Raw genomic sequence first — 19889 nt, forward strand, 5'->3', positions numbered from 1 at the left:
GGTTTCCTTGTCCGGGAAGGGGGCTGGTTCTTACGGAAGGGGCGTCGCGGTCCGGGTGCCGAGGGGGCCCCGGTAGGCGACGGCGGGGTGGCCGAGGGCGTCGGTGGTGAGCGCGGCGTCGACCTCGAAGACCTCCGCGAGGCGGTCGGCGGTCAGGACCTCGGCGGGGGTGCCCGAGGCGACCTGGCGCCCGTGGTGGAGGAGCAGCAGCCGGTCGCAGTGGCGGGCGGCGAGCGACAGGTCGTGCAGTGCGACCAGGACCGTCCGGCCGGCCCCGGTCAGGAGCTCCATCAGCTCCAACTGGTGCCGGACGTCCAGGTGGTTGGTGGGCTCGTCGAGCAGCAGTCCGTACGGCTGCTGGGCGAGCGCGCGGGCGATGTGGGCGCGCTGCCGCTCGCCGCCCGACAGGGCCCGCCAGGAGCGGCCGGCGAGGGCGGTGAGCCCGACGCGGTCGAGGGCGGCGGCGACCACCGCCCGGTCGGTCGCGTCCGGCCCGCGCCAGCGGTCCCGGAAGGGGGTGCGGCCCAGGCCGACGACGTCGGCGACCCGCAGGTCGCTGTCGGCGGCCGAGTCCTGTCCGACGAAGGCGACGTGACGGGCGATCCGGCGCGCGCTCCAGTCCCGTACGGGCACGCCGTCGTAGCGGACCGTGCCGGTGTCGGGGGTCCGCAGGCCGGCCAGGCAGCGCAGCAGCGAGGACTTGCCGGAGCCGTTGGGGCCGAGGAGCCCGACGGTCTCCCCCGGCGCGACGTCCACGGTGACGTCGTGGACGACCCGGGTGCCCGCCACCGACCAGCTCAGCGCTTCGGCGGTGATCCTCACAGCTCACCCCGCCTGCGCAGGACGAGGAGGAAGAGCGGGACGCCCAGCAGGGCGGTGATCACGCCGACCGGGACCTCGCGGGGGGCGAAGGCGATCCGGGCGAGCGCGTCGGTCCACACCAGGAACACCGCGCCGGCGAGGGCCGCATAGGGCAGGAGCACCCGGTGCGTGGGGCCGACGAGGAACCGCACCCCGTGGGGGACGATCAGGCCGACGAAGCCGATGGCGCCGACGGTGGCCACGGCCACGGCGGTCAGGACGGCCGTGACGACGAGCAGCAGCAGCCGGGTGTGCCGTACGCCGATGCCGAGGGAGGCGGCGGTGTCGGCGCCGAACGCGAGCCCGTCCAGGGCGTTCGCGCACAGCCACGCGGCCACCAGGCCCAGCGGGGTGACGACGGCGCAGACCACGACGGTGTCCCAGCGGGCGGGCGCCATCGAGCCGAGCAGCCAGTGGGTGACGGCCCGGGTGGTGTCCGCGTCCGCCGAGGCCATCAGGACGAGCGAGGTCAGCGCGGCGAAGAGCTGGCCGACGACGACGCCGGTCAGGACGATGCGGACCGAGTCGAGTCCGGTGCGCCGCAGGAGCAGCAGGAGCAGCCCGAAGGAGAGCAGCGCCCCGAGGAGCGCGCCGCCGGTGATCCCGAGGATGCCCGCGCCCACGCCGAGGACGATCACGGCGACGGCCCCGGTCGAGGCGCCCGAGGAGACGCCGAGCAGATAGGGGTCGGCGAGCGCGTTGCGGGTGACCGCCTGGAGGACCGTGCCGCAGACGGCGAGCGAGGCGCCGACGAGGGCGGCCATCAGGACGCGCGGCAGCCGCAGGTCCCAGACGAGGGAGTCGATCAGCGGGGGCAACGGCTCGACGTCCAGGCCGAGTCGGGTGCCGAGGGCACGGGCGAGGCCGGACCACGCGACGTCGGCGGTGCCGATGCGCACGGCCGCCGCGACCGAGCCGGCGAGGACGCCGGCGGCGAGCAGGAAGAGGAGGAGGACCCGCGCGGGAGGGAGGGGGACGGGGGAGCCGGGAGAGGCGGGTGCGGTCGGGCCGGGAAGGGCGGGAGCGGTGGACCCCGGGGCGGGGCCGGAAGGGAGGGGCGCGCGGGGGTCCGGGGCGGGGCCGGAAGGGAAGGGCGCGTGAGGACCCGGGGCGAAATCCGAAGGGAGGGGCGCGTGAGGACCCGGAGCGGGGTCGGGAGGGCCCGCCGGCGCCCCGTCCCCGGTCGCCTTCCACCCCCTGGCCGCCGGGAGCAGCAGGTCCGGCGGGGGCGCGAGGTCCTTCGTGAGGTCCTTCGGAGTCAGGGAGTCCGGCGGGGAGTCCGGGGACACCGGGTTCTCGCGGGTCGTCGGGTCAGCGGGCACGGCCGAGCTTCCCCATGCCGTCCGCGAGGAGTCCGAGGGTGTGCACGGAGCGCACCGAGGGGTCCAGTTCGATGCCCGGGACCTCGATGATCCTGTCGTCGCGGACGGCGGGCAGGCGGGAGATCACCGGGTGCCGGGTCATCGTGGCGCGCTTCTCGGCCGCGCTGTCGCCGGGCCGGCCGCGCTCGGAGAGGTCGCCGATCACGATGACGTCCGGGTCGCGCTTCGCGACCTCCTCCCAGGAGACCTCCGGCCAGTCCTCGGCGATGTCGTCGAAGGCGTTCTTCGCGCCGATGATCCGGCTCATCTCGCTCGGCAGGCTCGTCCCGCCCGCCACGTACGGCATGCCGTTGAAGACGGAGTAGAGGTAGACCACGGTGGGCCGGTCCCCGCCCCGGGGCGCCTTCGCGCCGGTCTTCGCGGCCGCGGCCACGGCGGCGCGCTGGTCGGCGGCGAGCCTGCCGGCCCGGTCCTCGACGCCAAAGGCCCGCCCCAGGTTCTCGTAGTCGGAGAAGAGCAGGTCGAAGGGGGTCCGGCCGGCGGGGTTCCGCTCCGGGCAGTCGACGGCGCTGACGAAGGTGGGGACCTTCAGGGCGTCCAGCTCCTCGCGGGTGCCGGCCCGGTCCTTGGTGTAGAGGTCCGAGGAACCGGCGACGACGAAGTCGGGGGTGGCGGCGCGCAGTTGTTCACCGGTGGCGATCTTCGGGGCGATGACGGGGACCCGGGCGTAGGCGGCCCCGTACCGGGCGGGGATCTTCGTCTTGAGGTTGGCCGTGCCCGCCATCCGGTCCTGGAGGCCGAGTTCGAGCAGGGTCTCGGTCGAGGTCTGGTCGAGGGCGACGGCCCGGCTCGGGGGTCCGGAGAGGGTGATCGGGCGGCCGCAACTGGTCAGGGAGACCGTCTCGGCGGAGGCCCGGCCGGAGGGGGCACCGCCCTTCCCCGGGCCGTCGACGGCCGCCGAGGAGCAGCCGGCGGTGGCGAGGACGAGGGTGAGGGCGATGCCGAGGCGGGCGGGGTGGCGCATGGGGTGGTCTCCGGTCTGGAAGGGCGGGCGTGGTGGCGCACCGGGCAGGAGCGCCGCGTTCGAAGGGTACTGTAATGGAAATCATTTCCATTAACGACCCCCGGGCGGTTCCCCGAGCCGCCCCGCCGTTCCCGAGGAGCCTCCACGCCGTGACCACCACACCCACCCCCGCAGCGGCCAAGTCCCCCTCCCCACCGCCGCGTTCGGTCCTGCGCGAGCTCGCGTTCCTGCGTCTGTGGGCGGGCGCCACCGCCTCCGGGCTCGCGACCTGGGCCCTGCCCTTCGTGCTCGGGCTCGCCGTGCTCCACCGCGACCTCGACGCCGCCGGCCTCGGGCTCGTCCTCGCCGCGCGCACCGCCGGATTCCTCGTCGCCGTCGCCGTCGGCGGGGTCCTCGCGGACCGGCACTCGCGCCGCGCGGTCGTCCTCTGGTCGGCCCTCGCGGCGGCGTCCGCCGCTCCCCTCCTCGCCGCCGGACTCGGCCGATCGCTCGTCCTGATGACGGCGGCCGCCGCGCTCGCGGGGGCCGGACAGGGCGCCTGCCGCCCGGCGTTCCAGGCGCTCACGGCCGAGACCGTGGACCCCGACCGGCGCCAGCAGGCCAACGCGGCCATGACCCTGGCGGTACGGAGCTCCACCCTCGCCGGGCCCGCCCTGACCGCGCTGCTCGCGGCCGTCCTCGACGTCCGGACGCTGCTGCTCGGCATCGGTCTGCTGTGGCTGGTGGCCGCGCTCGTCCCGGGCGGGGGGACGGCCACGGCGGCGGCGGCCGCCGGGCCCGGCCGGCGCCCGGGGTTCCGCGCCGAGTTCACGGAGGGCATACGGGAGGCCCGCCGACACCCCTGGTTCCTGGCCGGACTCGCCGCCCTCGTCGCGGTCATCGCCCTCGGCTACTCCGCGACCAGCGTCGCCCTGCCCCTGATCAGCCGGGACCGCTACGGCACCACGTGGGTCCTGGCGGCGGCCATGACGGCGTACACCGTGGGCGCGCTCGGCGGCGCGCTCGTCATCGCCCGGTGGCGGCCGCGCTCCCAGGGGTGGGCCGCCTTCGCGGGCCTGGCCGCGTACGGCTTCGCGCCGCTGAGCCTGGTGCTGCCGGTGCACCCGGTCGCGGTCGTCGTCGCGTACGCCGTCGCCGGGATCGGCATCGAGCTGTTCAACGTGCCCTGGTTCACGGCCACCCAGCGCGAGGTGGCCCCGGACAAGCTGGCCCGCGTCTCCTCGCTGGACTTCCTCGTCTCCTACGGCCTCGCGCCGGTCGGCCTCGCCCTGATCGCCCCGGCCGTGGGGGCGTTCGGCGCCGCTCCGGTGCTCGCCGCGTGCGCCGCCGCCTGCTTCCTCGTACCGGCCGGCGCGGCGCTCGTGCCCACCGCCCGCCACTTCTCCCGTACGGCTCCGCGGCCGGCGGACTGATCCCCGTCACCGCACGTGCGGCGCGCCGGGAGGGACCGCTCCCTCCCGGCGCGTCCGTCAGCCGTCCCCGCCGACCGCCAGGACCCCTTCGGCCGCGCCCTCCTCGGCCGCGTCCTCCGCCCCGGGCTCCGGCTCCCAGCGGAGCAGGTCGCCCGGCTGGCAGTCGAGGACCTCGCAGAGGGCGCCGAGGGTGGTGAAGCGCACCGCCTTGGCGCGCCCGTTCTTGAGCACGGCGAGGTTGGCCGGGGTGATGCCCACGCGTTCCGCGAGCTCGCCCACCGACATCTTGCGCCGGGCCAGCATCACGTCGACGTCCACGACGATCGGCATCAGATCACCTCGGCGAGCTCGGCCCGCATCCGCGTCGCCTCGGCCTCGCGCTCGACGGCCTGGGCGAGCAGCGTCCGCAGCACGAGCACGATCAGGGCCACGCCCAGGACCGCCAGGCTCGCCCCGCAGATCAGGAGCACCACGCCCGGGGCGGCGGCCTCGCCGGGCGCGAGGAGCACGGCGAACGCGAAGACCAGGGCGGCGCCCGCCGCGAAGGCGCCGGTGACGACGTCCACGTACCGGAAGGCCGCGTGCGAGAACACCGTGCCGCGCCGCACCATCGTCACGAGCCGCCACACGCAGACCAGGACGGTCTGCGCCGTCAGCGCGCCCAGGACCAGGAGCACGAGCACCGGCGTGCGCAGGTGGGCGTACTCCGGCCGGAGCCCGTTCAGATCGGCGGCCAGGAGCGGCACCATCACCGCCTCCACGAAGACCGAACCCGCGAGCAGTCCTGCGAGCACGGCCCGCAGGGCGAGCACCGTCAGCTTCCCCATGACATCCCCTTCGATCGAAAACCGATAACAAGCTATCGATTTTCGATAGGTGTAGCAAGAGGAGGGCGGCCTCAGGGCTCGTGGCGGACCAGCAGGAGGGCGACGTCGTCGGTGCGGTGGGCGGGGTCCTTCACGTGGCGGATCAGACCGTCCGCGAGGGCGTCGAGGTCCTCGGGCCGGGACCGCGCGAGACGGCCGGACAGCTCCGCCGTGGCCGTGCCGATGTCGACGCCGGGCGTCTCGACGAGGCCGTCGGTGTAGAGGGCGAGGACCGAACCGGGCTCCCAGGGCACCTCGGTGGTGGCGTACGCGACGTCCGGGGTGATCCCGAGGAGGAGGCCCGGCGGGGCCTCCAGGAGGCGGGTCCGGCCGTCGGGCCCGCGCAGGAGCGGCGGCGGGTGGCCCGCCGTGGCGAGCCGCAGGCGGTGGCGGGCCGGGTCGAGTTCGACGATCAGGCAACTGGTGAAGCGGTCCGGGTCCAGGTCGTTCAGGAGCCGGTTGGTGCGGTCGAGGATGTCGCCGGGGGACGCGCCGGCCGTCGCGTGCGCGTGGACGGCGGTGCGCACCTGCCCCATGAGGACGGCGGCGTTCGGGTCGTGCCCCTGAACGTCGCCGATGACGGCGATGACGGTGCCGGGCGCGGCGCGGATGAGGTCGTAGAAGTCGCCGCCCACGTCCATGCCGTGACCCGCCGGCAGGTAGCGGGCGGCGACCCCGACCCCCGGGAGCGGGACCAGGCCGTGCGGGAGCAGGCTGGTCTGGAGGCTGTGCGCGAGGGAGTGCTTGGCGTCGTAGAGCCGGGCCCGCGCGAGGGCCTGGGCGATGAGGCCCGCCAGGGAGGTGAGCATGGCCCGCTCGGCCCCCGGGAAGGGGCGCGGCCGGGCGTACGAGAGGATCAGGGAGCCCACCGGGCGGCCGGAGGCGATCAGCGGCAGGAACGCCCAGGCGGAGCGGTCCGCGTAGCGCGGGGCGTGCGGGTGGGCGCGGTGGAGGTCCTCGGGGCTGGTGAAGAAGACGGGGACGCCGGTGGCGAGGACCTGGGCGTCGGCGACCGGCGCCGTCAGGGGCGTGCCGTCGTACCGGTCCACGAACTCCCGGCTGTAGCCGCGGTGGCCGATGATGCGCAGCCGTCCCTCGTCCGCGCTCATCAGGACGAGGCCCTGCGGGCCGAAGGCGGGCACGATCTGGTCGGCGACGAGCTCGACGACGTCGCGGACGCCGGCCGCCTCCGCCAGGGTCGCCGCCATGTGCATGAGGTGGTACACGGCCCCGGCGCCCACGGGTTCGGCCTGCCGAGGGGGCGGGGCCGGGCCCCTGGAGGGGACGGACATGTCGGAGACCCCGTACGCCTCGGGGGTTCCGGGGGTCCTGTGTGCCCCGGAGGTTCCGGGGATCTCGTACGCCCCGAGGTTTCCGGGAGCCCCGGAGGTCGTCGGCGGGGCGGCGGTCCCGGGCGGGGCCGCCGCGCCCGCCCCGGAGGGCTCCGCCACCCGGGTGACGTGGACGCTGATGCCGGTGGCGTCCGGATAGAGCTCGAAGAGCAGCCAGGTCGCCGGCCGCCGCACGACGGTGAACGACGTCGGCTGACGGGTGACCACCGCCGCGCGGTAGCGGTCCTCGAAGAGGGGGTCGTTCAGCCAGATCAGCACCTCCCACGGGCGCTTGCCGAGCAGCGCCGCCGCGCCCGCCTGGAGCAGCTCCGCGGCGGCGGTGTTGAGGAAGGTGAGGCGCCCGTCGAGGTCCAGGGCGCAGCATCCGAAGGGGAGGCGTTCGGCGAAGTGGAGGGCGGACCTGGCCAGGACGGGATCGGCCTCCGGGGGCCGGGCCGGGTGCACGGCGCGCGGTTCGGAGGGGTACGACGCCGCTCCCCGCCCGGCCGCCCGGCGCAGCAGGCCGGCCGCCCGCCGGCCGCAGGCGTCGAGCGCCCCGCGCTCGTCCTCGTCGAGCCGGGGCGGGTGCCAGACCGGCCACAGCAGGACGATCCCGCCCCACACGGCGGTGTCGTCGGCGATCGGAGCGGCGGCGAGGAGGAAGTCGTACGGCAGCACGATCCCCAGGCGCGGGTAGCGGCGGGCGATCTCCTCCTGGCCGCCCAGCCAGACGAGGCGCCGGTCGCGCATGGCGTCGACCACCGGGATCGGCGCGTCGGCCGGGATGCGGACCCAGGGAGCGGCGATCTCCTGGGAGACGCCCGACACCAGGGCCAGGCGCAGCATGCTCTCCCCCGGGACCCGGAGGTAGACGAGGCCGACCGAGGCACCGGCGTCGCGCATCACGTCGGCGAGGACGGCGTCCAACCGCCCCGAGCCGAAGACGTCGTCGGCGTCCGCGCCCGCGGGCTCTCCCATATCCGGACCCTACGCCGGGCCCGTCCGGGACGCTCGACGGAACCGGTCCACCGGTGGACCGCGGCCGGCGAGCCCCACGGAAGCTCAACTTAGGTTAGGCTCAGCTAAGTCCTGATCGAAGGGTGAGGGGGTGCGGACACATCCGCTTTTCGCGTTCTTCCCGAAGGGCGCGAACGATTCCACGGCGACGGCACGGAACGGCGGCGCGGACGGAGCCACGGACGACGGCGCGGACGGCGGTCCGCCCCGCCACGGAGCCCGTCCGCCGGGCCGGCGCGCCCGGGGCCGGGCCGCTTCGCGCGGTCCGCGTCCGACCGGGCACCGCGAGACGTTCGCCGGGACGCACGACCGGGGGCCCGTGCCGGCAACCCCGCGCCCCCACCCTGGAACGGCGTTCCGCGGCCCCCTCCCCGGGGCGGCGTCCCCCACACGCACGGAGAGAGACGGAAGAACATGACCGTAAGGGTCGCGGTGGCCGGTGCGAGCGGCTACGCGGGCGGGGAACTCCTCCGCCTGCTGCTGTCGCATCCCGGCGTGGAGATCGGCGCGGTGACCGCGCACAGCAGCGCGGGCCGGACGCTCGGCTCCGTCCAACCGCAACTGGCCGAGCTCGCGGACCGGGTCCTCGGCGACACCTCGGCGGCCGCCCTGCGCGGTCACGACGTGGTCTTCCTGGCCCTGCCGCACGGGCAGTCGGCGGCGTACGCCAGGGAGTTGGACCCCGGCACGCTGATCGTGGACTGCGGGGCGGACTTCCGTCTGCGCGACCCGGCGGCCTGGGAGCGCTTCTACGGCTCCGCGCATGCCGGGACCTGGCCGTACGGCCTCCCGGAACTCCCGGGCGCCCGGGAGGCGTTGAAGGGCGCCATCCGGATCGCCGTGCCCGGCTGCTACCCCACGGCGGTCACGCTCGCGCTGTTCCCCGCGCACGCGGCCCGGCTCGTGGAGCCGGAGGTCGTGGTCGTCGCGGCCAGCGGGACCTCGGGCGCCGGACGGGCCCTCGAGCCGCACCTCCTCGGCGCCGAGGTGATGGGCTCCATGAGCCCGTACGGAGTCGGCGGCGGCCACCGGCACACCCCCGAACTCGTCCAGAACCTCTCCGGGGCGGCCGGTGAGCACGTCACCGTCTCCTTCACCCCGACGCTCGCCCCCATGCCCCGGGGCATCCTCGCCACCTGCTCGGCGCGGCTGCGCCCCGAGGCGCTCGCGGCGGGACCCGAGGCGGTGCGCGAGGCGTACGCGTCCGCCTACGCCGACGAGCCTTTCGTCCGGCTGCTGCCGCCCGGGCAGTGGCCCTCGACGGCCGCCGTCCTCGGCTCCAACACGGTCCAGGTGCAGATCGCCGTGGACCCGGACGCCGGCCGGCTGATCTGCGTGAGCGCCGTCGACAACCTGACGAAGGGCACCGCGGGTGGCGCGGTGCAGAGCATGAATGTCGCCCTCGGCCTGCCGGAACGGCTGGGCCTGCCCACGAATGGAGTCACTCCGTGAGTGTGACCGCTGCACAGGGGTTCCTCGCCTGCGGCATCGCCGCCGGCATCAAGGAGTCCGGTGACCGCGATCTGGCCCTGGTGGTGAACCGGGGGCCGTCGCGCGCCGCCGCCGGCGTCTTCACCTCCAACCGCGTCCAGGCCGCGCCCGTGCGCTGGACCCGGCGCGCCCTGGCCGACGGCCGGATATCGGCCGTCGTCCTCAACTCCGGCGGTGCCAACGCCTGTACGGGACAGGCCGGCGCCGTCGACGCGCGCCTGATGGCCGAGCGGACGGCGGGCGCCGTGGACGTGGACCCGCACGAGGTCGCGGTGTGCTCCACCGGCCTGATCGGCGTGCGGCTGCCGATGGACCGCGTCACCGCGGGCATCGCCGCCGCGGGCGGGCTGCTCTCCCCGGACGGCGGCGAGGACGCGGCCGTCGCGATCAGGACGACGGACTCGGTCCACAAGACCGCTTCGGTGACCCGGGACGACTGGACGGTCGGCGGCATGGCGAAGGGCGCGGGCATGCTCGCCCCGGGCCTCGCGACCATGCTGGTCGTGCTCACCACCGATGCCGACGTGGACGCGGAGGCACTGGACGGGGCGCTCTGCGCCGCGGTGCGCACCACCTTCGACCGGGTGGACTCGGACGGCTGCATGTCCACCAACGACACCGTGCTGCTCCTCGCCTCGGGCGCCTCCGGGACCGTCCCCGACCCGGAGGCCTTCGCCGGGGCCGTGCACGCGGTCTGCCTGGACCTGGCCGGGCAGTTGGTGGCGGACGCCGAGGGCGCCTCCAAGGAGATCGAGGTGCACGTCGTCGGCGCGGCCTCCGAGGAGGACGCCGTCGAGGTGGGCCGGTCCATCGCCCGCAACAACCTCCTCAAGTGCGCCCTGCACGGGGAGGACCCCAACTGGGGCCGGGTGCTCTCCGCCATCGGCACCACGGCGGCCGTCTTCGACCCGGACCGGCTCGACGTGGCGATCAACGGCGTCTGGGTGTGCCGGGACGGCGCGGCGGGCGAGTCCCGGGACGAGGTCGACCTGTCGGACCGGCGGATCACGATCACCGCCGACCTGCGCTCCGGCGACGCGTCGGCGGTCCTCTGGACCAACGACCTGACGGCCGAGTACGTCCACGAGAACAGCGCGTACAGCTCATGAGCGGGCCCGGGACGACACGGACGGGGACGCTCCCCCACGCGCGGCCGGGCGAGACCCCGGCCGGAACGGCCACCGCGACTCCTTCGGCCGCCGCTACCGCTTCGGCCGCCTCCGCCACCGACGCGGTCACCGCCGCCGCCGACCTGCCCTGGGCCGAGGAGCTCCGGGGCCGGACGGTCGTCGTCAAGTTCGGCGGCAACGCCATGGTGGACCCGGCGCTGCACCGCACCTTCGCGCAGGACGTCGTGGAGCTGTGGCACGCGGGGCTGCGGCCGGTCGTCGTGCACGGCGGCGGACCGCAGATCAGCGCCATGCTCGACCGCCTCGACCTGGAGATCCGCTTCGAGGCGGGCCTGCGGGTGACCACGCCCGAGACCATGGACGTGGTCCGGATGGTGCTGACCGGGCAGGTGCAGCGGGAGCTGGTCGGCGCCCTCAACGCCCACGGCCCCTTCGCCGTGGGCCTGTCGGGCGAGGACGCGCACACCATGACCGCCGTGCGGCGCCCCGCGTGGGTGGACGGCAGGCCCGTGGACATCGGCCTCGTCGGCGAGGTCGTGGCCGTGGAGACCGCCGCCGTGCGGGCCCTCCTGGAGGCGGGCCGCATCCCCGTCGTCTCGCCCGTCGCGCGGGGCGCGGACGGGGAGGTCTACAACGTCAACGCCGACCTCGCGGCCTCCGCGCTCGCCGTGGCCCTCGGCGCGGACCGGCTCGTGGTCCTCACCGACGTCGAGGGCCTCTACGCGGACTGGCCCCGCAGCACCGAGGTCGTCGCCCGCCTGACGGCCGGTGAACTGGACGCGCTGCTCCCGGACCTGGCGAGCGGCATGCTCCCGAAGATGGAGGGGTGCCTGCGGGCGGTCCGCGCGGGCGTCCGCGCGGCCCGGGTCGTCGACGGCCGGGTGCCGCACGCGCTCCTCGGCGGCGTCTTCGCCGCGGACGGTCCCGGCACCACCGTGGTCCCCGACCCCGAACCCGGTCCCGAACCGCAGGCCGCCCCCGCCCCCGTACCCGCTCCCCCGTCCGAGGAGGACGACGCGTGACCGCCGCCGACAGCACCAGGACGCTCACGGACCGCTGGCGCGCGGTCATGATGGACACGTACGGCACTCCCCCGCTGGCCCTGGTCCGGGGCGAGGGCAGCACCGTCGAGGACGAGACGGGCCGTACGTACACCGACTTCACCGGCGGGATCGCGGTCAACACCCTGGGCCACGCCCACCCGGCCGTCGTCGCGGCCGTCCGGGAGCAGGTCGAGCGGCTCGGCCACGTGTCGAACCTGTTCGTCGCCGAGCCTCCCGTCGCCCTGGCCGAGGAACTGCTCCGGCTCTTCGGCAGGCGGGGCAGGGTCTTCTTCGCGAACTCGGGCGCGGAGGCGCTCGAAGCGGCCTTCAAGATCGCCCGCCGGACGGGCCGTCCGCACGTGGTCGCCGCCGAGGGCGGGTTCCACGGGCGCACCATGGGGGCGCTCGCCCTGACCGGCCAGCCGGCGAAGCGCGAGCCGTTCCTGCCGCTGCCCGACGGGGTGACGCACGTCCCGTTCGGGGACGTCGAGGCGCTGCGCGCGGCCGTCACGGAGGAGACCGCGGCGGTCGTCCTCGAACCGGTGCAGGGCGAGGGCGGGGTCGTCCCCGCGCCCGGGGGGTACCTGCGGGCCGCGCGGGAGATCACCCGGGCGACCGGCACGCTGCTCGTCCTGGACGAGGTGCAGACCGGCGTCGGCCGGACCGGCCACTGGTTCGCGCACCAGGCGGACCGGGACGTGGACCCCGACGTGGTCACCCTCGCCAAGGGGCTCGGCGGCGGGCTCCCGATCGGCGTCGCGGTGGCCTTCGGCTCGGCGGCCCGGCTCCTCGGGCCCGGCCAGCACGGCTCCACCTTCGGCGGCAACCCGATCGCGTGCGCGGCCGGGCTCGCCGTCCTGCGGACCGTCGAGGCCGAGGGGCTGCTCGCCCGGACCGTACGGGCGGGCGAGCGGCTGCGGCGGGGGATCGAGGGGCTGGGGCACCCCCGCGTCGCCGGGGTGCGGGGCGCCGGACTCCTCCTGGGCGTCGTCCTCACCGAGCCGCGGGCCGCCCAGGTCCAGCGGGCGGCCCAGGACGCCGGCTTCCTGGTCAACGCGGCGGGCCCGGCCACCGTACGGCTCGCTCCCGCCCTCACGGTGACGGACGGGCAGATCGACGGGCTCGTGGAGGCGCTGGCGAAGGCGCTGGACGCCTGAGCGCGACGGAAGGGCGGGTCCGGGGCCGTACGGGCGCTCCGGGCCCGTCCTTCCGTCATGGCGCACCGGCGTTCTTCACCGCCCGCAGGCGTCCGTGACCGCACGTCGCGCGGCCGGAGGGCACTGTCCCGCCGCGGCACCGGACGGCACGGCGAGGAGGAGGCGCCGCGGGGAGCTGCCCCCAGGACCGGGAGCCGGTCCTGGGGGGTCGTGCTTCGGCCTTGCCCCGGTCCTGCCTCAGGTCTTGGCCCGGTCCTGCCTCAGGGCGTCTTGGTGAGCACCGTGCCGTCGGTGTTCTCCGCGTCGTACCGCCGGGGTGCGGCGGGCACCATGAGCGGGGTGCCGGTCTCGGGGTCGTCGATGATCCGGCAGGGCAGTCCGAAGACGTCCTCGACCAGTTCGGCGGTCATGACGGTGGCCGGGTCGCCCTGGGCGGCGATGACGCCGCCGGGGCGCATGACGACGAGGTGGGTGGCGTAGCGGCAGGCCTGGTTGAGGTCGTGCAGGACGGCCACGACGGTGTGTCCCTTGCGGGCGTGGAGCTCGGCGCACAGGTCGAGGACCTCGACCTGGTGGGCGATGTCGAGGTAGGTGGTGGGCTCGTCGAGGAGCAGGACGGAGGTCTGCTGCGCCAGGACCATGGAGAGCCAGACGCGCTGGCGCTGGCCGCCGCTGAGGTCGTCGACGGGCCGGTCGGCGAGGTCGAGGACGCCGGTCTGCCGCATGGCCTCGGTGACGGCCGTCTCGTCCTCGGCGGACCACTGCTTCAGGAGCCGCTGGTGCGGGTAGCGGCCGCGGGCGACGAGGTCGCCGACGGTGATGCCTCCGGGCGCGCTGGAGGACTGCGGGAGCAGGCCGAGGCGGCGGGCGACCTCGCGGGAGCGGTACGAGGAGATGGCCGCGCCGTCGAGGTAGACCTGCCCGGCCTTGGGGGTGAGCATCCGCGCGAGGGCCGAGAGGAGGGTGGACTTGCCGCAGGCGTTGGGCCCGATGATGACCGTGAAGGAGTGGTCGGGGATGTCGACGCTGAGGGACGTGGCCACCGTCCGCCGGTCGTAGGAGAGCGTGAGGTCCTCGGCGCGCAGCCGGGGCCCGGGGTGGTTCGTTGCGGTCATGCGCGGCTCTTTCGCGACTCGGTGATCAGCAGCCAGATGAGGTAGGTCCCGCCGAGGGCGCCGGTCGCCGTGCCGACGGGGAGGAGCGCGGGCGCGAAGGTCCGCTGGACGACGAGGTCGCTCAGGGCGAGCAGGAGGGCGCCCATGAGGGCGGAGGGCAGCAGGGCGGGCGCGGGCGACCCGGTGAGCCGGCGCACCACCTGGGGGGCGGCCAGGGCGATGAACCAGATGGGGCCGGTCACGGCGGTGGCGAAGGCGGCGAGGGCGACGCCGATGACGAGGAGCGCCGTACGGGTGCGGTGGACGTTCACGCCGAGCGCGGTGGCGGTGAGGTCGCCCATCTCCACCATGGCGAGGCGGCGGGAGAGGAGGAGGGCCGGGGGCAGCAGGACCGCGAGGGCGAGGCCGACGGCGTTGGCGTGCGTCCAGGTCCGGTTGCCGAGGCTGCCGATCAGCCACGCCTGGGCCTCCAGGGCCTCCTGGAAGGTGGCCCTGGTGATCAGGTACGAGTTGACGGCGAGGAGCAGGGCGCTGACGCCGACGCCGATGACGACGAGCCGGAACCCCTGGAGTCCGCGGCCGATCATCAGGAGGTGGACGGCGAGGGCGGTGGCGAGGCCGCCGGCCAGGGCGCCGAGGGCGATCTGGGTCATGCTGCCGTGCAGGAGGACGATGACGACGAGGGCGCCGACGGCGGAGCCGTTGGTGAAGCCGATGATGTCGGGGCTGCCGAGGGAGTTGCGGGTGAGGCTCTGCAGGATCGCCCCGCTCACGGCGAGGGCCGCGCCGACGAACACGGCGGTCAGGACGCGGGGCAGGCGCAGGGTGTTGACGACGAAGTCGGCGGCCCCGGTGTCGTCGCCGGTGAGGGCGCGCAGGACCTCTCCGACGGTGAGCGGGAAGTCCCCGGTGGTGAGGGCGGTGCCGACGACGAGCACGAGGGCGGCGAGCAGCAGGGCGGTGACGGCGACGGTGCGGCCCCGCACGCGCAGGGAGACGGCGCCGCGGCCGACGCGGACGACGCGGCCGCCGACGACGCGGGGCGCCGGGGCCTTCGCCTCTCGTACGGGAACGCTCACAGCATGACCAGCTTCCGTCGGCGGCAGAGCGCGATGAACAGGGGGGCGCCGATGAACGCGGTGACGATGCCGACCTGCACCTCGCCGGGGGCGCCGAGGACGCGGCCGAGGACGTCCGACCCGATGAGCAGGACGGGCGCGAGGAGCGTCGAGTACGCGAGGACCCAGCGCTGGTCGGCGCCGACGACGAAGCGGGCGATGTGCGGCACGGCCAGGCCCACGAAGCCGATCGGTCCGGCAGCGGCGGTGGCGGCCCCGCACAGCAGCATCACGGCGAGGGCGGCGAGGAGCCGGGTGCGGCCGACGTTCACGCCGAGGGCGCGGCCCACCTGGTCGCCCATGGCGAGGGCGTTGAGGGAGGGGGCGAGGAGGAGCGCGACGACCAGGCCGGTGGCGACGAACGGCAGGATCAGGAGGACGACGTCCTGGTAGCGGCCGGCGAGGGAGCCCACGGTCCAGAAGCGGAACTGGTCGAAGGCCTCCGGGTCGAACAGCAGCACGCCCCAGTTGAAGGCGTAGAGGACGGCGGTGACGGCCGCTCCGGCGACGACGAGCCGGTCGGGGGTGGCGAGCTTCCGGCCGGAGGAGCCGAGGAGGTAGACGCCGACCGACGCGGCGGCGGCCCCGGCGAGGGCGAACCAGACGTAGCCGAGGGGCGAGGCCACGCCCAGGAAGGCGATGGCCACGACGACGCCGGCGGAGGCGCCCAGGTTCACGCCGAGCAGTCCGGGGTCGGCGAGCGGATTGCGCGTCAGGGCCTGCATCAGCGCGCCCGACAGGCCGAGCGCCACGCCGACCAGGAGGCCGAGGAGGGTGCGGGGGACGCGGTAGTCGTGGACGATGACGGAGGCCTCGGAGCCGTCGGGGTGCCACAGCAGTTCCCAGGTGGAGGCGAGGGGGATCCCCCGGGTGCCCACCCAGACGCTGAGCAGGGAGACGAGGAGCAGCGCCCCGAGCGTCACGAGGAGTCCCAGGCCGCGCAGGGCGACGGTGGCCGGGCGCACGGGGGGCGCGGTGGGCCCGCCGGGGCCGCCGGTCCTGCCTCCGGACGCCGTCTGGATGTCGACGGACAACGGCCACTCCCCCTGACGGCGGTTCGCGCCCCCGTCCGGCCGTGGGACCAAGGCGGGTGCGCCGCACGTGACTTGACGTGCCGAACAAGTCAACTTAGGTGAGCCTAACCGTATCGCCCCGACGGGTCAACGCGGCCTCCGGGCCGGTGGGAGCACGCGCACCCCCGGCACCCTGCGGCGTCCCGTGGGACCCCTTGGCAGTCTCCCTCGTTAAGCTAGCCTTACCTAACCATCCCTCGCTTCGTGGAGGCTCCGCATGCCCGCTGGAGGACCAACGGGAGGCCACGTCCTCCGCAGAGCGCTCGGCGACCAGCGCCGCCGGGTCGGCGGGGCGTCGCTCCTCGCCATGGCCCACCAGGCGTGCGAGGCCCTCGTGCCGGTCGTCATCGGCCTGACCATCGACGAGGCGGTGGGGACCGGGTCCGCCGGGGCGCTGCTGCGCTGGCTGCTCGTCCTCGCCGTGCTCTTCCTCGTCCTCTCCACCTGCTACCGGATCTCCGCCCGGTTCGCCGAGGGGGCGGGCGAGAGCGCCGCGCACCGGATCCGGCAGGACCTCGCCGCCCGGGTGCTCGACCCGAGGGGCGGCGCCGACACCGGCCGGCTCCCGGGCGCGCTGACCGCCGTCGCGACCGGCGACGCCCGCCGGGTCGGCTCGGTCGCCTCCGCCCTGCCGTACGCGCTGTCCGCGCTCACCGGACTCGCCGTCAGCGCGGTGGCCCTGCTGCGCACCTCCGTCCCGCTCGGCCTGCTCGTCCTCCTCGGCGTGCCGCCCCTGCTGTGGATCGGCCACCTCATCAGCCGCCCGCTGGAGCGGCGCAGCGAGGCCGAGCAGGAGCACGCCGCCCACGCGTCGGGGGTCGCCGCCGACCTGGTGGCGGGGCTGCGCGTCCTGAAGGGGATCGGCGCCGAGGGCGCGGCGGTGGCCCGGTACCGGGAGACCAGCCGGAGCTCGCTGGCCTCGGCGCTGCGGGCGGCGAACAGCCGGGCCTGGCACGACGGGGCCATCCTCGCCCTGACGGGCGTCTTCATCGCGGTGATCGGCCTGGTCGGCGCCCATCTGGCGATGCGCGGCACGATCAGCGTGGGCGATCTGGTGGCGGCCGTCGGCCTCGCCCAGTACCTCCTGGGGCCCTTCCAGCTCCTCACCTACGTGAACGGCGAGTTCGCCCAGGCCCGTGCCTCGGCCGACCGGATCGCCGAGGTGCTCGCCTCGCCCCCGGCCGTCGCCGCCGGGACGACCCCGCTCCCCTCCCCCGTCGCCGGACGGCTGCGGCTGCGGGGCCTGACCCACGGCGCGCTGCGCGGCCTCGACCTCGACGTGGCGCCCGGCAGCGTCGTCGGCGTGGTCGCCCGGGACCCGGCCGCCGCGAACGACCTGCTGCTCTGCCTGGGCCGCGAACAGGAGCCCGCCGGGGGGAGCGTGGAGCTCGACGGCGTCCCGCTGTCCGCCCTCGACCCCGGCGAGGCCCGCCGGGCGGTCCTGGTCGCCCACCACGACGCCGACCTGTTCGAGGACAGCCTCCTCGCCAACGTACGGGCCGGGGCGGGCGACGGGGCGACGGACGTCGGCCCCGCGCTCGCCGCCGCCGCGGCGGACGACGTGGCCGAGGCCCTGCCCGACGGCGTGCACACCGTCCTCGCCGAGCGGGGCCGCTCGCTCTCCGGCGGCCAGCGCCAGCGGGTCGCGCTCGCCCGCGCCCTGGCCGCCGACCCGCCGGTCCTGGTCGTCCACGACCCGACCACGGCCGTCGACACGGTCACCGAGGCCCGCATCGCCACCCGGCTGCGGGAGCTGCGCCGGGGCCGCACCACCCTCCTGGTCACCACCAGCCCGGCCCTGCTCGCCGGGACCGACGTCGTGGTGGTGCTCGACGGGGGGCGGGTGACCGCCGAGGGCAGCCACCCGGAGCTCGTCGCCTCCCACGAGACCTACCGCTCGGCGGTGCTGGCATGACGGCCGGCCCCGACGCGACCGCGCCGGGCACCGGCGTGAAGGACGAGGACGAAGGACGGACGATGAGCGGATCCGGCACGCCCGACAGCGCGCCCCTACCCCCCGCGACCGGCACGCCCGACAGCGTGCCCGCTACCGGCGCGCCCGAGCGGGCCCTCCTGCCCACCGCGTCCGGTGCGCAGACCCTCGCCGTGGTCCGCGAGTTGCTGCGCCGCCACCGGCTGCTCGCCGTGACCTCGCTGACCGTCCTGGTCGCCGGCACCGGCGTCGGACTGCTGACCGCCCCGCTGCTCGGCCGGATCGTGGACCTGGTCGTCGACCGCAGCGGCACGGCCGCGCTGACCGTGCCGATGGCGCTGCTCCTCGCGGTGGCCGTGGTCCGGGGCGTGGCGACCGCCGTCGGCAAGTCGCTGGTGGCCCGGCTCGGTGAGACGGTCCTGGCGGACCTGCGGGAGCGGTTCATCGCGCGGGCGCTGCGGCTGCCGCTCGAACGGGTCGAGAAGGCCGGTTCGGGCGACCTGACCGCCCGGGTGACGGGCGACGTCACGCTGATCGCGCGGGCGGTCCGGCAGGCGCTGCCCGAGTTCGCGAACGCCTTCCTCACCATCGTCCTGACCCTGGTGGGCCTGACCGTCCTCGACTGGCGCTTCCTGCTCGCCGTCCTCGTCGCCGTCCCGGTGCACGTCCTGACCGTGCGCTGGTACATCCCGCGCGCCGCGAGGATCTACGCCGAGCACCGGGTGGCGACCGGCGCCCTCCAGCACCAGTTGCTCGACAGCGTCGGGGGCGTCCGCACCGTACGGGCGTTCCGCCTGACCGACCGCCACGCCGGCCTGCTGGAGAAGCGGTCGGGGGCGGCCGTCGACCTCGCGGCGAGCGGCATGCGCCTGGTCTCCGGCTTCTTCTCCCGTCTGAACGCCGCCGAGTTCCTCGGCATGGCCTCGATCCTCGTCACCGGCTTCCTGCTTGTCGACGCCGGGTCGGTGAGCATCGGTACGGCCACGGCGGCGGCGCTCTACTTCCACGGCCTGTTCAACCCGATCAACGCCGCGCTCTTCCTCATCGACGACGCCCAGTCCGCCGGGGCGAGCCTCGCCCGGCTGGTGGGCGTGTCGAGCCTGCCGGCCGAGCGGGAGCCCGAGGGGCGGCCCGCCGCGCCCGTGGACGGCTCGGTCAAGGTGACGGGGCTCGGCCACGCCTACGTGGACGGCCACCCGGTGCTCCACGGGGTCGACCTCGACGTGCGGTGCGGCGAGCGCGTCGCCCTGGTGGGCGCCAGCGGCGCGGGCAAGACCACGCTCGCCAAGCTGATCGCGGGCGTCCACGAGCCGGCGTCCGGCACGATCGCCCTGGGCGGCGTGGACAGCCGCGAGCTGGGCCCCGCCGGGGTGCGGCGGGCCGTCACGCTGATCAGTCAGGAGGTCCACGTCTTCTCCGGTTCCCTCGCCGAGGACCTGCGCCTGGCCCGGCCCGGGGCCACGGACGAGGAGCTGCGCGCGGCCCTGGACCACGTCGGCGCCCTGGAGTGGGCCGACGCGCTCCCCGAGGGGCTCGCGACGGTCGTGGGCGAGGGCGGCCACCGGCTCACGGTCACGCAGGCCCAGCACCTCGCCCTGGCCCGGCTCGTCCTCACGGACGCGCCCGTCGCCCTCCTCGACGAGGCGACCGCCGACGCGGGCAGCGCCGGCGCCCGGGTCCTGGAGACCGCCGCGCTGCGCGCGCTGGAGGGCCGTACGGGCCTGATGGTGGCCCACCGGCTGCCGCAGGCCGCCACGGCGGACCGGATCGTCGTCCTCGACGGCGGCCGGGTCGTCGAGACCGGCACCCACGACGAACTGGTCGCGGCGGGCGGGCACTACGCCGAGCTGTGGTCGGCGTGGTCGGACAGCCGCCGCGAGCCGGCGGCCGTGAGCGACTGACGGAGAACAGGTGAGGGCCCCCTCCCGGTGGGAGGGGGCCCTCACGCGTTTCGGGGTCTCATCCCCGCCCGGCCGCCGGGCCCGCCGGACGTGGT

At 75.7% G+C, this 19889-nt stretch carries 16 protein-coding genes; 7 read left to right on the forward strand and 9 right to left on the reverse strand.

The annotated features are described in order from the left end of the window. Positions 1–30 precede the first annotated feature (30 nt). The 3 genes from ACFYNX_RS01990 to ACFYNX_RS02000 all read right to left on the reverse strand — a co-directional run bounded on the left by ACFYNX_RS01990 (position 31) and on the right by ACFYNX_RS02000 (position 3207). Positions 31–822: an ABC transporter ATP-binding protein gene (locus ACFYNX_RS01990; protein ID WP_365540556.1), complete on the reverse strand. Its 792-nt coding sequence runs from the start codon at positions 820–822 to the stop codon at positions 31–33. Further along, the gene (locus ACFYNX_RS01995; RefSeq protein ID WP_388657797.1) at positions 819–1802 is read right to left on the reverse strand and encodes a FecCD family ABC transporter permease; all 984 of its coding nucleotides are present in this window, start codon (positions 1800–1802) and stop codon (positions 819–821) included. The genes ACFYNX_RS01990 and ACFYNX_RS01995 overlap by 4 nt, the downstream gene beginning before the upstream one ends. 370 nt (positions 1803–2172) lie before the next feature. Beyond that, positions 2173–3207 (reverse strand): ABC transporter substrate-binding protein, encoded by a 1035-nt coding sequence (locus ACFYNX_RS02000; RefSeq protein ID WP_388656619.1) that lies wholly within the window; start codon positions 3205–3207, stop codon positions 2173–2175. A gap of 149 nt (positions 3208–3356) precedes the next feature. On the opposite strand from ACFYNX_RS02000, the gene ACFYNX_RS02005 reads away from it, so the two are divergent. Next, complete coding sequence (locus tag ACFYNX_RS02005) at positions 3357–4619, forward strand: MFS transporter (RefSeq protein ID WP_388656622.1); 1263 nt, start codon at positions 3357–3359, stop codon at positions 4617–4619. A 57-nt stretch (positions 4620–4676) separates the two neighbouring features. Here ACFYNX_RS02005 and ACFYNX_RS02010 read toward each other — a convergent pair whose 3' ends face one another. The 3 genes from ACFYNX_RS02010 to ACFYNX_RS02020 all read right to left on the reverse strand — a co-directional run bounded on the left by ACFYNX_RS02010 (position 4677) and on the right by ACFYNX_RS02020 (position 7794). Next, the gene (locus tag ACFYNX_RS02010; RefSeq protein ID WP_388656624.1) at positions 4677–4949 is read right to left on the reverse strand and encodes a helix-turn-helix domain-containing protein; all 273 of its coding nucleotides are present in this window, start codon (positions 4947–4949) and stop codon (positions 4677–4679) included. Next, positions 4949–5446, reverse strand: a complete 498-nt coding sequence (locus ACFYNX_RS02015; RefSeq protein ID WP_388656627.1) for a DUF2975 domain-containing protein — start codon at positions 5444–5446, stop codon at positions 4949–4951. The genes ACFYNX_RS02010 and ACFYNX_RS02015 overlap by 1 nt, the downstream gene beginning before the upstream one ends. Positions 5447–5517: 71 nt before the next feature. After that, positions 5518–7794: a SpoIIE family protein phosphatase gene (locus tag ACFYNX_RS02020; protein ID WP_388656630.1), complete on the reverse strand. Its 2277-nt coding sequence runs from the start codon at positions 7792–7794 to the stop codon at positions 5518–5520. 453 nt (positions 7795–8247) lie between these two features. Between ACFYNX_RS02020 and argC the strand changes: the two genes are divergently transcribed. Genes argC through ACFYNX_RS02040 form a run of 4 tightly spaced genes read left to right on the forward strand, consistent with a single transcriptional unit; the run spans position 8248 to position 12654 of the window. After that, positions 8248–9285: an N-acetyl-gamma-glutamyl-phosphate reductase gene (argC, locus tag ACFYNX_RS02025; protein ID WP_388656633.1), complete on the forward strand. Its 1038-nt coding sequence runs from the start codon at positions 8248–8250 to the stop codon at positions 9283–9285. Beyond that, positions 9282–10433, forward strand: a complete 1152-nt coding sequence (gene argJ, locus ACFYNX_RS02030; protein ID WP_388656636.1) for a bifunctional glutamate N-acetyltransferase/amino-acid acetyltransferase ArgJ — start codon at positions 9282–9284, stop codon at positions 10431–10433. The genes argC and argJ overlap by 4 nt, the downstream gene beginning before the upstream one ends. Next, entirely contained in the window at positions 10430–11476 is a 1047-nt protein-coding gene (gene argB / locus ACFYNX_RS02035) for an acetylglutamate kinase (RefSeq protein ID WP_388656639.1), read from the forward strand. Before argJ ends, argB begins: the two co-directional genes overlap by 4 nt. 47 nt (positions 11477–11523) lie before the next feature. Then, positions 11524–12654, forward strand: coding sequence for an acetylornithine transaminase (locus ACFYNX_RS02040; protein WP_388657800.1), 1131 nt, complete (start codon positions 11524–11526; stop codon positions 12652–12654). Positions 12655–12914: 260 nt separating this feature from the next. Here the strand turns inward: ACFYNX_RS02040 and ACFYNX_RS02045 are convergent, their stop codons facing one another. From ACFYNX_RS02045 to ACFYNX_RS02055, 3 genes are read right to left on the reverse strand one after another with little or no spacing between them, the layout of a single operon-like run. Then, a complete protein-coding gene (locus tag ACFYNX_RS02045) occupies positions 12915–13769 on the reverse strand; it encodes an ABC transporter ATP-binding protein (RefSeq protein WP_388656642.1) in 855 nt (284 codons plus the stop codon). After that, positions 13766–14848 (reverse strand): FecCD family ABC transporter permease, encoded by a 1083-nt coding sequence (locus tag ACFYNX_RS02050; RefSeq protein WP_388656645.1) that lies wholly within the window; start codon positions 14846–14848, stop codon positions 13766–13768. Before ACFYNX_RS02050 ends, ACFYNX_RS02045 begins: the two co-directional genes overlap by 4 nt. After that, positions 14845–15921, reverse strand: coding sequence for a FecCD family ABC transporter permease (locus ACFYNX_RS02055; RefSeq protein WP_388656647.1), 1077 nt, complete (start codon positions 15919–15921; stop codon positions 14845–14847). The genes ACFYNX_RS02050 and ACFYNX_RS02055 overlap by 4 nt, the downstream gene beginning before the upstream one ends. Positions 15922–16177: 256 nt before the next feature. Here ACFYNX_RS02055 and ACFYNX_RS02060 point away from each other — a divergent pair, with 256 nt between their 5' ends. Further along, a complete protein-coding gene (locus ACFYNX_RS02060; RefSeq protein WP_388656650.1) occupies positions 16178–17875 on the forward strand; it encodes an ABC transporter ATP-binding protein in 1698 nt (565 codons plus the stop codon). A gap of 62 nt (positions 17876–17937) precedes the next feature. Further along, entirely contained in the window at positions 17938–19794 is a 1857-nt protein-coding gene (locus ACFYNX_RS02065; protein ID WP_388657803.1) for an ABC transporter ATP-binding protein, read from the forward strand. Positions 19795–19889 lie beyond the last annotated feature (95 nt).

The organism is Streptomyces sp. NPDC007872, from assembly GCF_042868165.1.
GTDB lineage: Bacteria > Actinomycetota > Actinomycetes > Streptomycetales > Streptomycetaceae > Streptomyces.